Origin of the sequence: Mesorhizobium sp. AR02, from assembly GCF_024746835.1 — a bacterium.
In the GTDB taxonomy this organism is placed as follows: domain Bacteria; phylum Pseudomonadota; class Alphaproteobacteria; order Rhizobiales; family Rhizobiaceae; genus Mesorhizobium.
Map to the genome: position 1 here is coordinate 1,502,182 of NZ_CP080531.1, position 15,017 is coordinate 1,517,198.

A 15,017-nucleotide genomic window follows, 5' to 3' on the forward strand; every position below is an offset into this window, starting at 1 on the left:
TCAGGCATCCACCTGATCGTTTTGCAATGCCCATAGCCGGGCATAGACGCCGTTTGGTTGGGCAATCAGTTCCGCATGGCTGCCGATCTCGACGATACGGCCGTCGGCCATGCCGACGATGCGGTGGCAAGGCCGCACGGCGGCGAGGCGGTGGGCGATGATGATGACGGTCCGCCCCTGCACGATATGGCGCATATTGGTCTGGATGACCCGTTCGCTCTCGTAATCGAGCGCCGAGGTGGCTTCGTCGAAGATCAGGATCGGCGGATTTGTGGCCAGCGCCCGGGCAATGGCGATGCGCTGGCGCTGGCCGCCCGAAAGATTGGCACCGCGCTCTTCGATCATGGTGTCGTAGCCCGCCGGCAGCCTGGCGATGAACTCGTCGGCGCCGGCTAACCTGGCGATGGCGATGACGTTGGCCCGGGGCAACGCCGGATTGGCGAACGCGATGTTGTCGTGGATGGTGCGGTTGAACAGCAAATTCTCCTGCAGCACCACGCCGATATGGCTACGCAGCCAGGCCGGGTCGACCTGGGACAGGTCGGCGCCATCCAGCAGCACCTGCCCCTCTTCGGCCGAGTACAGGCGCTGGATCAGCTTGGTCAGTGTCGACTTGCCCGAGCCGGAGGCGCCGACAATGCCGATGACCTCACCGGGTTGGATCGACAGCGACACCGACTTGAGCACCTCGGGAGAGCCCGGCCGATAGCGGAAAGTTACATTGCGCAAGTCAATCGCGCCCCTGGGTGGCGGCAGCACCAGGCTGGTCTGCGGTGCCCGCTCCATGGGCGTGTTGAGGATATCGCCAAGCCGGTCGACGGAGATCTGCACCTGCTGGAAATCCTGCCAGAGCTGCGAGAGCCGCAGCACCGGTTGGACCGTCTGGTTGGCGATCATGTTGAAAGCAACCAGCGCGCCGACGGAGAGTTCACCGTCGATCACCGCCTTTGCCCCGAACAGCAGCAGCAGAGCTGTCGAGAGCTTGGAGACATATTGGATGGCGTTCTGGCCGCCGGCACTCAGCATGGTTGCGTCGAAGGAGGTGCGGACATAGGCGGCTAGGCGCTCAGCCCATTGCGCCTGCATCACCGGCTCGACGGCACCAGCCTTGACCGTCTGGATGCCGACGATGGCCTCGACCAGGAATTGCTGGCTGACGGCCCCGCGGTTGAACTTCTCCTTGATCATCGCACGCAAGGAGGGCCGCACCAGGACGGCGATCAGGATGTAGAGGGGAATGGAGGCGACCACGATCAGGGTCAGCTTCCAGGAATAGGCGTAGAGCACCGCGATGAAGACGAGGGTGAAGGCGAGGTCGATGGCCGAGAACAGCCCTTGTCCTGTCAGAAAGCTGCGGATGGTCTCAAGCTCGCGCACCCGTGCCACTGTCTGGCCGGCCGACCGCGTTTCGAAATAGCCGAGCGGCAGCCGCAACAGATGCTGGAAAAGTTTCTGGCCGAGTTCGACATCGATGCGGTTGGTGGTGTGCGAGAGCGCGTAGCTGCGCAGATATTGCAGCACGATATCGAACAGGCCGATGATGGCAATGCCGGCGACCAGTACGAACAAGGTGGAGTAGCCCTTATGGGTCAGAACCTTGTCGACCACGACCTGGAAGAACAAAGGCGTGACCAAGGCGAAGATCTGCACGAAAAGCGAGGCCAGCAGCACATGGGCGAGCGGTTTCCTGTAGCGCCAGATCGAGGGCAGGAACCAGCCAAGACCGAAGCTGCGCGGATCCGAGCCTTGCCCGCGCAGACGCCGGCCGATCAGCACGATCTGGCCGCCGATCTCCTGCAGCAACGCCTCGAGTGTGAGTTCCCGGTCGATGCGCGTAATGGGATCGACCAGGCGGTACCTGCCGCTGGGGTTCTTGCCGCCGAAGACCTGGAAGGAGCCGTCGGCAATGCGCACGATCGCCGGCACCGGAAGCGTCTCGATACGTTTGGGCGTGAGCCTGGCGACCACACGCGCCTTGAGGCCGACAATGGCGGCAGCGCGGATGAGGTCGCGCTCGTTTGCTAAGCGCCCGGTCAGCGCGAGTTGGTTGGCGAGATGCCTCGGATCGGCGGCGATCCGATAGAAGGCCGCGATGCCGCACAGCGCCCTCAAGCCGGAATCGAGCTGCTCCTGCGGCGCGGCTGTCATCTCGGGGCTATTCATGACAGCGCAAGCTCACTGTGATGCAGGCCCAACCCAGCGGTCGTTTTCCATCACGATGCTGCAGTCTGTGTTTTTCGCTTTCTCGCACAGGGAAATCGCGGCGACGCGGTTAGCTGCAAGACCGAATGTGCCGTCATATTGATAAAAGGCACGTTTCACGCTCGGTGAGAAAGACATTGCTTTCGGCGTTGGTGCGATTAGGTACTGCTGGGCAAACCGCAGTCCGCCACCTCCAAGACCAAGTTGCCTTTGTATTTTAGATGCGTCGTCGTAACTCCACGTCGGTAGATGATTGTACTGGAGGAAGTAATCCAATTTCTCAAGCCACTGCATTCCCCCTGCTAGAAACAGGGCATGGCCTTCCTTCTGAAAAGGGTCAAGTTCCTTTGATGTTAAATTTGCTCCGCCTTCCGTGAATGAAGTTTGCAAACGGTCAACCACCTCCGGCCCAAAATAGCTGTCGTTCTTCGCGTAGAGCCAGAGATTCGGAACGTGGCTGGTGGCGCCAAATGTTCTGTACGCCTCGACCAGCTTGTCCGCCCAACCCGCGCAATTGAGATGCAAGCCACCGGAAACACTGATCACGCCGACCAGGCCGGCTGGATTGCGCGCACCAAGCGCTATGGCGGTAGCCCCGCCTACGGAATCGCCCATGGCAATGATGTGCGATGAATCGACGTCCGTTCGTCTCTTCATCACGTCGATCACCGCCTGGAGATCATCCGCCGCCACGTCGAGATCCCGTTTGACATGCGGTTTTTTGCAGCCATCCGCCGGAAAAGGGCCATCCGACCGGCCATATCCCCTTCGGATCACCACAACCGCCAGCCAGCCTCTTAAGGCCAGATCGCGGGCTCGCGGCCTGAACTTTTCGACGTTCTCGGCCCGGTTCTCCCGGTTGGAGATAGCTGTCCCATGTGTGACTAGCGCAAGCGGCAGCGGCCCCTTTGCTCCCGATTTCTTCACGACAAGACTGTCGAGACGATAGGGCTTCCCGTCGATCACGACATGAAGAAACGCGTGGCTCTCGTCGAAATCCGGGTCGGCGGCATGGGCGGCTTGGGAAACCAGCCACAAGCTGACAACAACTAAGGCGAGGACAAGCTTCCTCGACATGAGCAAACCCGTTACTGCCCTCAACTCCAGCCACCCCTAGTCACCAGCGGGTAGCCGTTCGCGACCAGCATCGTGTTTTCAATATGATCTCCCTGCTGACCGACGGTTGCGGTGCCAGCCTGCGTCCAGCTAGCCAGTGTGTTGATCCAGCCATCGAAGAATTGCTGAACAGCGTCCGCAACCGCGGGGGCAGGCTGAAAGCCGGACGCTCCCGATGAGCTTGCCGAGCCAGGTTCCCAGGCCGGGCTGTAGACGAAGGGCGCGCTGGCCTCGGGATGAAAAACGTCGCCCATCTGGCCGTAGAAATCGGACCACAACCGTAAGGCGGCCTGTACAGATGGCTCACTTTGCTCTGCAGCGAAGGCATCGGTCATCGCGGTACCGTCTGAGGGTCTGATTGGTGGTGGCTTGCAGGAGGGTCTTTTTGGGAGGTCTTATTCTCGAAATTCAAAGTAAACCGCAGACACCACCGGGCTGCATTGTCACCGCCCGGCTATGCTTCCGACCGCCATCAGGTGAAATGGAATGCGCTCTGATCTCTTTGCAAGCTCGCAAGCGTTGTATTCTTCAGCGTGATCGTGTCATTGGCATCAGCCGTGATGATGACATCGCTTCCCGATTGAGTTGAAGCTGCCAGAAGATGGGCCCAATCCGCGAATACAGCATGATTTACGTCGATCTGGTCAAAACTACCACCACCGGAAGGAACGTTGCCCTGAGCGAAGAAATTGGAGACGGTTGAATGGCCAAAATTCGGCTCAAAGATAAACGTGTCAGCTTGGCCTTGTCCCCAAAACGAGCCTGAAGGATCCAATGTCACGTTCTCGTTCGCGTTTATAACAATCGTATTGCCGGTACCACCGATCGTCACCGTGCTCCCGGTGGCCAAATTGATGGTCTCCGACGTTGCACTGAGCGCGGCGCTGGAACTGTTGAAATCGACGACGGTTCCAGTTCCACCGGTCACACTCGCAGAGGCGTTTCCGTTGACATTTATGGTGTTGCCTGTTCCGGAAACTGTTGCCGTCTCCTGACCTGAGGTCACGGTCAGAACGTTGTTGGTGCCATTGATGGTGGCGGTGTCATTCGAGTTCGACTCGGTCGTTGTCGTGCCGTTGCCGGTTACCGTTGTAGTAGACGTCGCCAGTGCACCGGACGAAGCAGGCGGGGTTGTCACGACGGATGATGTTGATTGCCCATCGGCACTGACATAGAGAGCAAGCGTCGAATTCAGTGTACCGTTGGTATTATAGGCAATCTCGGTTTCGGTGATGCTGCCATCGGCATGCGTAGTTGCCGAGGCGTTACCATTCAAGTTGGTGCCGGTCTCTGTTCCTGTTGTTGTTAAGCCGTCGGCACTGATCGTCGCCGTACCTTTGGCCACCACCACGCCACTTGCGTTCACATCCTGGATGGTGCCGATCTGCCAGCCATCGATCTGGGTTTGCCAGGTTTCGGTGTGTTCATAGGTTCCATTGCCATCGTAATCGGCTTGAATCGTCCTTGACAGCCCATCGGCGCTGACGGTTGTGATCATCTTCGAGGGCACGGTCGCGTTATTTGCCATAGCCGAATACCACACCACCTTGCCGGGAAGAGGGGCCACAGCCTTGGCAGCGGCGTCATTGGTCGTGGTCGTCACGATCGAGCCATCAATGGCCGTGACTGCCGTCGATGTTTCATCGGCACTGGTGTCGCTGTTCAACTTGACAGTCGTGGTCTTGGTCCTGCCGTCGGCGCTCACCGTCTCCGTCGTGGTTTTCAACAGGACCGCTGTAATCGCCGCGCCCCAGCCGGTGCTGGTTTTCGTGCTCGTCTGGTAGTCCTTCACGGTTTCGCTGTAGGAGCCGTCGGGGTTGTACGCGCGGGTGTCCGAGCGTGTTCGGTCGACCGTTCCGTCCGCATTGAAATCCCAGCTCGTATTGGTGGTCAGACCGTCAAAGCCTGTAGTCGAGTTCATCGTGTCCGCCGCAGCGCCGCTCGCCAGCAGGTCGGTGATCACGCGCGACAAACTGCCGTCCACGAGATGTGTGTCCGTCTCGGTCTGGTCGACGACGCCATCGCCAGTGGCGTCGCGGCTGATGGTGGTGATGCGGCCATCAGCGCTCGTCTGGGTGATGATTTTATCTCTCAGGCTGCCATCTCCATTGAGATCGCTGACAGTGCGGACGACGGAGCCATCGGCCAGCGCCGCCGTACTGTCGGTCTGGCCCTGGTTGAAGCTTCCCGATCCTGTCGTGTCTTGCTGGATCGAGACAGTGAGGCCATTGGCACTGGTCGTGCGCACCGTCTTTGACAACAGCGAGCCATCGCTCTTGCTGTTGGTCAGCGTCTCCGTCTTCGAGCCATTGGCATTGAGAACCGTCATATCGGTCTCGGTCTCGCTTGGCGTGGTAGCCGCGCCGAAGAACCATTGTTTGGTTACGATGAGGCCATTGCCGCTCGTGGTCGACAGATAGCGGTCGGTCTGCGTGCCGCCGGTCGTTTCGGTCAATGTTTCCGTTTTCGAGCCATCCGCATTGAGCGTCGTTTGATCGGTTCGCGTCTCTGAGTATGTCCCCGCTCCAGTTGGGTCGAACTGCTTTGTCGTCGTCAAACCATTGCCGCTTGTCGTTGTCGAGGAGCGAGCGGTCAAGGTCCCGGCGTAATTGAGCCAGCTAATCGTTTCGGTCGTCGAACCGTCGGAATTCAAAACTGTCGAGTCGCTCACGGTTTCTGGTGCGCATCCGGTCACACTTGTGTTGGCCGACACCCAGTCAAGTTCGGCATTCGCATAGTGCGAATGGGCTTCCGCTGAATCGATGAAGCCTTGGGCGACGGCCGCGCGCGATTCGCCGCCATTGAGCGCGTTGACCCAATTGGTCAGGCCGGCAGAATCCGGCGCCCGGCCGAGGGCATTCTGGTAGAGCAGCGTGACAAACTGTGTGTTGCTGGGCGACCCGTATTTTTGCACGAATTCGGCGGAACTTATAAAGTTACCGATCAAAGTCACTTCCGACGTACCACTTTCCAAAGTGGAAAGCTGATTATGGAAGCCAGTTTGATCCGGATCGCGGCCGAGAATCGTGTGATAAAGTCTGTAAATCGTTCCCTGATTGACGTAGTCAGAGGAATTGCTTTCAAAGACAGTCGCTTTGGTAAGTCCGTTGGCGCTGACAGTGCTTGTGCGCTTGGTCGTATAATCCCCATCTGTTGCGACATCCATCGCAGCAATCGTGGTGGAGCCATCGGCATTGACCTGGCGGATCACCGTCTGATCGACCGTGCCGTCGCCGTTGATGTCACGGGTGGTGGTGACCGTCATCTGGTTGGCGCTGGTGGTCGTCGTTGTCTTGTCATGCAAGCTGCCATCGGCATTGAGATCCGACACGACCTCGGTGGTCGACCCATCGGCATTCAGCGTTTTCACGTCGCTGTTGGTGCGGTGGAACGTGCCGTCCATCTGCGTCGTCACTGACAGACCGTTGGCGCTGGTGGTGATGACGGTCTTGTTTTTCAGCCCGCCGCTCGCATTGAAATTTGAGATGGTCTCGGCCCTCGAGCCATCGGCATTGAGCACCGTGACATCGGTCCTCGACTGATCGACCGCGCCATCGCCGTTGAGGTCGGTGACGATCGTCGTCGACAGGCCGTTGGCGCTCACCGTCTTGGTGGATTTCGAGGCCAGGACACCCGTCGCGTTGTAGGTCGAGGTGACCGCGGTCGCTGAGCCGTCGGCGTTGGCGGTGGCCGTGACCGAGACATCGTTCACGCCATTGCCGTCGAGATCGGCGTTGATGGTGACCGTCTTCTTGTCGGCGCTGGTCGTCGTCACTTTCTTTGAAATCAGTGTGCCGTTGCCGCTGTAGTCGGAGATCGTTTCGACGCGCGAGCCATCCGCGCCGAGGGTTACTACATCCCAGGCAGCGTCCTCGGGCGTGCCGCTGCCGTCGAGATAATGTGTCACCGACCTCCACAAGCCATCGCCGCCAGCTGTGGTCACGGTCTTGCCGATCAACGCGGTGCCGGCGCCGTTATAGGCCGCAACCGTCTCGGTCTTCGAACCGTCGGCATTGAGGACCGTCACATCGTTGACGTCCTTGTCGAGAACACCATCGCCATTGGCATCGGTCTGGGTCGTCAACGACAGGCCGTTGCCGCTCGTGGTGACGATGCGCTTGTCGAGCAAGGTGTTGTTGTTGCTGAAATCGCCGATCGTCTCGGTCTTCGAGCCGTTAGCGTTCAGCACCGTCGCGTCCTGCAAGGTGTCATCGACTTTGCCGTCGATGTTGTGTGAGGTCGACAGCGACAGCCCGTTGGCGTTGGTCGTCGTCACCGTCTGGTCGGTCTGCGCGCCGCTGGCGCTGGTGTCCGTCACCGTCTGCGTCGTCGAGCCGTCGGCATTGAGCACGCTGACCTCGGTCCGATCGACATGGCCGTCGCCATTGCCGTCGATGGTCACCGTCGTCGTCTTGCGGTCGGCGCTGTCCGTCGTCACCGTCCGGGAAAGCAGCGCGCCGGTGTTGCTCACCGTCGACAATGTCTCGGTGCGGCTGCCATCACCGTTGAGCACGATCGCGTCCGTCACCGTGCGGTCAATGGCCCCGTCGCCGTTGAGATCCTGCTGCTTGGTCTGCGTCAGGCCGTTGGCAGTCGTGGTCGTGATGCTCTTGTCGACCAGCGTGCCGTTGGCGCTGGCATCCGTCACCGTCTCGGTCTTTGAGCCATCCGCATTGGTGGTGATGACATCGGTCTCGGTAAGATCATAGGTGCCGTCGCCATTGAGGTCGGTCTTTGTCGTCGTCGACAGGCCGTTGGCGGAGGTCGTTGTCAGCGTGCGGCTGATCAGCGTGCCATTGCTGCTGAAATTGGACAGCGTCGTGGTGGTCGAACCATCGGCATTGATCAGGATGGCCTTGCTCTGATCCGTCGCGCCATCGCCATTGGCATCGATGGTGGTGGTGATAGTCTTCTTGTCTCCGCTGGTGACCGTGACGGTCTTGCTCAGCAACGTATTGTTGGCGCTGTAGTCCGAAGCGGTCTCGGTGCGCGTGCCATCCGTGCCAACAGTGACCACGTCCCAAGCCGTGTCTTCGGGCGTGCTGCTGCCGTCGAGATAATGCGCCACCGACTTCCAAAGGCCATCGCCGCTGATGGTGCTGACGGTGGAATCCCGTGATGAGCCGTCGGCGTTCTTGTCCAAGACCGTCGTCGTCACCGAATTGTCGGAATTGATGACGATGGAGGATGTGGTCACCTCATCGAAGCTGCCCGAACCGGTATGGTCGGTCTGCACTGTCTTGCTGCGCGCATCGGCACTGGTCGTCGTTACCGTCTTGTCCAGCAATGTGCCGTTGTTGCCGGTGTCCGTCACGGTTTCGGTGCGCGAACCATCGGCATTGACAACTGTGCTGTTCGTGGTGATGTGATCGAAGGTGCCGTAGCCTCCATGGTCGATACTGGTCGTTTTGGTCAACCCGTTGGCGCTCGTGGTTACGGCAATCTGGTTGATGGTGGCGCCATTGGCTGCGAGATTCTTCGTGGTAGTCGAGGTTGAACTGTCGACATTGGTGACAAAAATCTCGGACTGATCCCAGATACCGTCGCCATTCTGATCGACCAGGGTTGTTACGGTCTTGGTATCGGCGCTTCTGGTGACCGCAGTAGCATCCTTTTTGGAGCCATCAGCATTGAAGTCTGTGATCGTCTCTGTTGACGAGCCGTCGGCGTTGGTCACCGTGTTGTCGGTCTGTGTTCGGTCGAACACACCATTGCCGGTATCGTCATATTTGGCGGTCTTGTTGAGGCCGTTGGCGCTCACCGTCACCACATTCTCGAAAGCCTTGGACCCGTCGGCATTGTAGCCGAGGATATCCGTGGTCACTGAGCTGTCGGCATTGGTCACCTGGGTCTGATGGATCAGATAGCCATTGCTATCACTCGCCAACACCGCGTCGCCGACCTGTCCGGTCGTGCCATCTGATTTGGTGTAGGTTGTCGTGCCCGTAATGGCTGAGCCGTCATTGAAGGTCTGCCCACTGCCCGTCGGCGTCAGATCGATCGACGTGATGCCAAGCGAGGCCAATGATACCATCTGGCCGTTGACCATCACTTTGAACAGGTTCCAGTCGGCATCGCCGGCGTCGAGTTTTCCATCATGGTTGGTATCAAAGACGTCTTTGAGCGCTGTCAGATCGCCCTTTGCCGACGGATCCCATGCTGTGAAGGCAAATTGGTTCTGCTGATGGATCTGGCCATCGCCATATAGATCCAGAACCAGGACGCCATTGCCAGCACCCGCCCAGGCTGTGCGGTGTTGATAACCGTCACCCTTCAGATCGAGGAACTGCGAGGACAAGGACAGCGAATTGACCGAAAGCCCTTTGCCGGACAAGTCGAGCAAGATCGGCGCGACCGCGTCACCACCGCCGTCGCTGCCTGCACCGTTGTTCTGATCTCCGGTGTCGTTGCCTGTGGTATTGTCGTTGGTCCCGCCATCTTGTGTTGCGCTGCCGTCTCCAGCGTTGTTGTTGCTGCTATCACCAGGGGAAGTGTCGGCGGGCGCGCCGTCAGGGTTGGCGGTGTTATCAGGGGAGTAATTTGACCAGCCGGGTCCATGGTCTTGGCCCGCGTCAGGGCCGGTATTCGCGTTGTTGTCAGGGCTGCCGGTGCTGCCAGGTGAATAACTTTGCCAACCAAACCCATGATCTTGGCCGGCATCGGGGCCGGTAGCCGCGTTGTTGTCAGGGCTGCCGGTGCTGCCAGGTGAATAACTTTGCCAACCAAACCCATGATCTTGACCGGCATCAGGACCGGTTGGCGCATTCGCGTCGCCGCCTGTATTTCTGTCATCGAACGGGTCAGGGTGAACTGGAGCATAGTTGCTCGACCACGGGCTTTGCGAAGTGGGCGGATTATTACCCTCCCACGGATCAGGACTAATCGGAACATCATCAGGCATCAAAATGTCTAATTTATTAGCATTCATGGGTATACCGAATGTCGGGTCATCCGGCCCAACGGTAGAAGGCTCTCTATATGTATGCGTGGTCTCATTAGGATCGGGATAAGGATCGGGAGTGTATTCGACAACGTCATAGGTTTTCAGACTAACTTTGAAGGGGCCGATGGTCTCCTTTGTTTCAGTTCCGCTCTCGACAGTTACTTTATCTTGTTCAACGTCTACGTCAACTCCTGCGTCCTCTAGAGGCTTAGATGGTACAGTTATACTTATAGAAAGTGGTCTTCCCGGCACACCGGACACATTTATCCCGTAGCCATTTACTCCGATGCTAGCCTCTACCGTATGATCTGCATAAGCCTTCTCGTCTGCAGTAACCGAGAATCCACCTGTGGTAATACTCGCTGACGATCCGACGCCACTTTTAGGATCCATAGCTTCCTCCACTTTCTGCGGGGCTCTGAAAACAGAAAAAAAATTGTTGAATAAGACTTCATCACAAAAGACGCTTGAGGGCCTCTTTTGCTTTCATATTGCCGGATGTCGCGGCTTGCTTGTAGTACATAATAGCTGTTGATCGATCTCTTGTTACACCAATACCAAACTCAAATATGGTACCAAGCGCGCTTTGGGCGTCTGCGTCGCCATTTTTGGCACTTTCTTCAAACAATGTTATTGATTTTTCAGTATTCTTTTCAACACCCATGCCATTCATATATATCATAGCCAGATCATATTGCGCCCTAGGATTATTTTGATCTGACGATTTTTCAAGCCAGTGACGAGCAAGGGCATAATCTTGCCCAACGCCTTTGCCGGTTAAATACGCCACTCCGAGATTATACTCACCCTGAGCATCCCCGCTTTGAGCCGCGCTCGAAAACAATTCCGCAGCGCGTCGATAATCTTGCGGCACTCCTTTGCCGGCTGCGTAGAGGGCACCAAGGTTGGCACTGGCCGCGGAAAATCCCTGCGCCGCGGCCTTTGCGTACCAAATGGCGGCCTGTGCGGCATCGGGTGCGACGCCTTTACCGCTGTCATAAAGTCCGCCTAGATTGTTTTCCCCGATAGGGCTGCCTACCGCGGCAGCAGCCCGATACCAGCGCATGGCAGCGGCGAAGTCCTGTGGGACACCCCGGGCATATTCATACAAATAGGCAATTGCCGCCAGCGCCGTGGGATCGTTCTGGGCTGCCGCTTTCTGATACCACATCATCGCTTGCGCATAATCTCGCCCAACGCCTTCGCCGCTTTCATAGGCTGCGCCGAGCTGAAATTGGGCAGGGGCAAACCCTTGGTCCGCCGCCTGGCGGAGGAGTTCGGCGGCCCGGACCGGGTCCTTTGGTGCTCCTTGGCCGATCTGATACATTTTGGCCAGGCTCAATTCCGATTGAGCAAATCCCTTGGCCGCCGCCTTGGTATACCAGACAAAGGCGAGAGCGCTGTTTTGAGCCACGCCGATGCCGCCCTTATCATAGAGGTATCCCAGATTGTGCTCTGCTTGCGCGTCGCCCTTGTCGGCGGCCTGCTCAAAGTACTCCTTTGCGCGCTGGGCGTCGGGCTTCACGCCGCAACCCAATACGTACAGAAAACCGAGATTGTTTAGCGCCGCCGCATTACCTAGGGCAGCGTCATTTTCCCATTCCTGCCGCTCTGAATCGCCGAGCGTTCCACATGTCAGTTGCTCGGTTATAATAAGCTCGCCTGCAAGAGAGCATGACGAAGGGGTGAAAATTGATATTCCGACGCAAGCCGCAGTCAGGATTATTATCTTGTACTTTTCTGGATTAATCATTGTTACGATCCGCGCGAACTCCGAAAACAGTCAACATCATTTCCGCCATTGGCGCGGCATTGATTTGCCTTGCGTCTAGTTTCTTCGTCAGCCGTTCCGCGATCACCCTATGCCGCCAACCTGACGACAACCTGACGAATTCACGGTTGCAACGATTTTATCACTGATGCTCCGGTGAACAAAAAAGCTTCGATGACGGCGCTTGTTTTGGTCATGATTTGACTTGCCGTCGCCTGATATCCGGCTTACGCTGCAACTCCACTGCTATGGCAACACGCCCAACTCGCTAGCTTCCTAGGGCATGACACCGGTCTGCGACCTTAGATCGCCGTCTCGTGACAGGCCGACAGGTGGCCGGCGCCAGATGCGCCGCATACCCAAAAAGGCGCAGGATTGAGAGTTATCATGATGATCGCTACGACGAGGTTCACGCTAAGCCCCTTACTTTAAACATTTGCGACATTTCATTTGAAGTCTGACGTTCATGCTTCAGGTCATGTTCTCCCGGAGTGCAGCTCGCCTTTAATACCGGAGACGACACGCCACACCGCCTACCCTGACTTCCATCTTGCAATTGAATGGGCTCGCCCTTGTAGAGCGTGCCCTCGCCGGGGAGCGACTTTGTTGGGTGTGCATCCTAGCGTTTTACTTCTACAAGACGAATCTGACGACAACCTGACGAACGCTGACCAATACGCACTTATTTCTGTTGGACAACCTGCGGATGACCTATTTAATTGTTACTGATTTTGTCGTCCGGCTATCACATCTCTAGTTTGCCTTGAACCTGAGGCGGAACAGGGTGCCGCCGTCCACACGGCTTTCAATGTCCACGGCGCCGCCATGCTGGCGCATGATTTCGTCGACGATGGCGAGGCCGAGGCCCGAGCCGCCCTTGTCGGCCTGTGTGGTGAAGAACGGCTCCAGCAGACGCTGCCGATGCGCCTCGGCAATGCCGTCTCCCCTGTCGGCGACCGTGATGCTGGCCGGCTCTTCCACCGCTATGTCGACGCAAGTGCCAGGCCCGGTGTGCCGGAGGCCGTTGCGAATGACATTGGCAAGCGCCTCGCCGATAGCCGAAGCGTCCCCGGTCGTCACGCAGGGCGCTTCAGGACCCTGGTAAGAAAGGTTCCTGCCTTCCGTGATGGCGAGAGGGGCCATGGCGGTGACGACCTCCTTGGCGACGGTTCTGAGATCGACCTTCTCCTGAGATGGCGCCACAGCGGCAAGCCGCGACAGGTTGAGCAACTGCCTGACGAGGTTCTGCATGCGCACGAGATCGCCGCGCAAGCCGGGATCGGGATGCGGTACCGCGCTCTGCTCGATCCGGGCCGACAGCAGCGCCAGCGGCGTCAGCAATTGGTGCGCCGTATCGGCGGTGAAGCGGCGCTGGCTGGTGATGGCCTGCTGCAGCCGGCCCGCGGCGGCGTTAGTGGCTTCGGCCAGGCCGCGCAGTTCCGCCGGCAGGTCGGTCACGCCAATACGCGCGTCGGGATCCGCCGGTCCGATCGTGCCCGCCTGCTGCGACAGCCGGCGTATCGGCGCAAAGCCGTAGCGAATGATCGCCAGGCTGGCGCCGAACACCGCAAGGCAGATCGGAATTGCGGCGATGCCAGCATCGCTCAGCAGCCGCCATTCGACGTTGCGCAGCAAGGCGTCCGCCGCCGATGCCTGTTGGCCAACGATGAGCAGGAGCGGCTCATGGTCCGGCGTCTCCATGGGCTCCGACAGGAAATAGAAGGCATTGTCGGGGCCATCCCTCGCCGTCGTGTCGCTTTCGCCGGGTGCGAGTGCCCGGAAGAGCGATGAACCGAAACGATCCTGCAGGGTCTTGGAAGACACTATGACGGGCTGGCCGGCCGCATTGCGCAACGCATAAAACAAGGTCGGCTCTTCCGCCTGGTAAGGGGCCATGCGCTCGGGAGGCAGCTCCAAAGTCGGGGCCGTTCCCGCCGCAAAATGCAGGACCTGCCTGATTTCCTCGGCCTGCCTTTGCAAGCGCAGCGACCGCGCCGTCTCATCTACATTGGAAAGCTGGTAACCGATCAGACCGGCGCAGGCCGCCGCAAAGAGCAGGAACAGCAGCGAGAGCTGGAGGCTGAGACGGATGCCGATTGAACCGAACAGGCGCTCGCTAAGGCGCAAAGCAGTACCCGATGCCGCGAACAGTGTGGATCTGATGGTCGGCCCCCAGATTGCTCAACGCGCTCCGCAGCCGATAGACGCTGGCCTCGATGGCGTTGGGCGAGGCGCCATCCCCGAAGCCGAACAGCTTGGCATCCAGGGCTTCGCGGGTGACGACTTGCCCCGAGCGGACGACCAGTTGCTCCAGGAGCATGCTTTCCCGGCGGGCGATCACCAGCGGCTTGCCGGCGACCATTGCCGAACGCGTTGCCTTGTCCAGGACGATGTTGCCGGCCGTCAGGGTCGAGGCAGCCAACTGTTGCGGGCGACGCAGCAGGGCCGTGACACGCGCAACAAGCTCTGCGGCTTCGAAGGGTTTGCACAGATAATCGTCGGCGCCGCGATTGAGGATGCCGACACGGTCATCGGTGCCGGAACGGGCCGTCAGGAACATCACTGGAATTGCCGACTTCGCCTGACGGACAAAATCCAGGAGTCCTGTCCCGTCGCCGTCGGGCACGTGCCTGTCGAGCACCAGGAGATCATAGCCGGCTGCGCCCAACGCCTGGATGCCGCCGGCAATTGTCTCGACGACATCGACCGCATGCCCCGCCCGCTCAAGCGTTCCTTTGACGTGCCGAGCCAGGACAGATTCGTCCTCAAGAACCAGTAATCGCGCCACAGCCCAAACCTCCCGTCGGATCGAAGGAACGCCCAAGGGACGATCGTATCGAGCCACCCCATGCCATTGTGCTCGTGCTCCAAGCTCGGGGCTTCTGTACCAACTGCCGAAGTCTTCTTCGCCAACTGAAAAGTCGCCAAGCCGAATATTGAGGATGATAAAGCACAATCACAAAGTCAACGACTTGATCGACTGCC

Annotated in this window: 7 protein-coding genes; all 7 read right to left on the reverse strand. The window is 58.8% G+C overall.

Annotated features, from left to right (window positions below):
• Positions 1-2,163, reverse strand: a complete 2,163-nt coding sequence (locus DBIPINDM_RS11555; protein WP_258585833.1) for a type I secretion system permease/ATPase — start codon at positions 2,161-2,163, stop codon at positions 1-3.
• A gap of 12 nt (positions 2,164-2,175) precedes the next feature.
• Positions 2,176-3,279: a dienelactone hydrolase family protein gene (locus DBIPINDM_RS11560; protein WP_258585834.1), complete on the reverse strand. Its 1,104-nt coding sequence runs from the start codon at positions 3,277-3,279 to the stop codon at positions 2,176-2,178.
• A 20-nt stretch (positions 3,280-3,299) separates the two neighbouring features.
• Complete coding sequence (locus DBIPINDM_RS11565) at positions 3,300-3,653, reverse strand: hypothetical protein (protein WP_258585835.1); 354 nt, start codon at positions 3,651-3,653, stop codon at positions 3,300-3,302.
• Positions 3,654-3,790: 137 nt separating this feature from the next.
• Positions 3,791-10,219, reverse strand: coding sequence for a DUF4214 domain-containing protein (locus tag DBIPINDM_RS11570; protein WP_258585836.1), 6,429 nt, complete (start codon positions 10,217-10,219; stop codon positions 3,791-3,793).
• A 496-nt stretch (positions 10,220-10,715) separates the two neighbouring features.
• On the reverse strand, positions 10,716-12,014 hold the full coding sequence (locus DBIPINDM_RS11575; RefSeq protein ID WP_258585837.1) for a tetratricopeptide repeat protein: 1,299 nt from the start codon (positions 12,012-12,014) through the stop codon (positions 10,716-10,718).
• Positions 12,015-12,785: 771 nt separating this feature from the next.
• Positions 12,786-14,159, reverse strand: a complete 1,374-nt coding sequence (locus DBIPINDM_RS11580; protein WP_258585838.1) for a sensor histidine kinase — start codon at positions 14,157-14,159, stop codon at positions 12,786-12,788.
• The gene (locus DBIPINDM_RS11585) at positions 14,149-14,988 is read right to left on the reverse strand and encodes a response regulator transcription factor (protein WP_258585839.1); all 840 of its coding nucleotides are present in this window, start codon (positions 14,986-14,988) and stop codon (positions 14,149-14,151) included. The genes DBIPINDM_RS11580 and DBIPINDM_RS11585 overlap by 11 nt, the downstream gene beginning before the upstream one ends.
• Between the last annotated feature and the right edge of the window lie 29 nt (positions 14,989-15,017).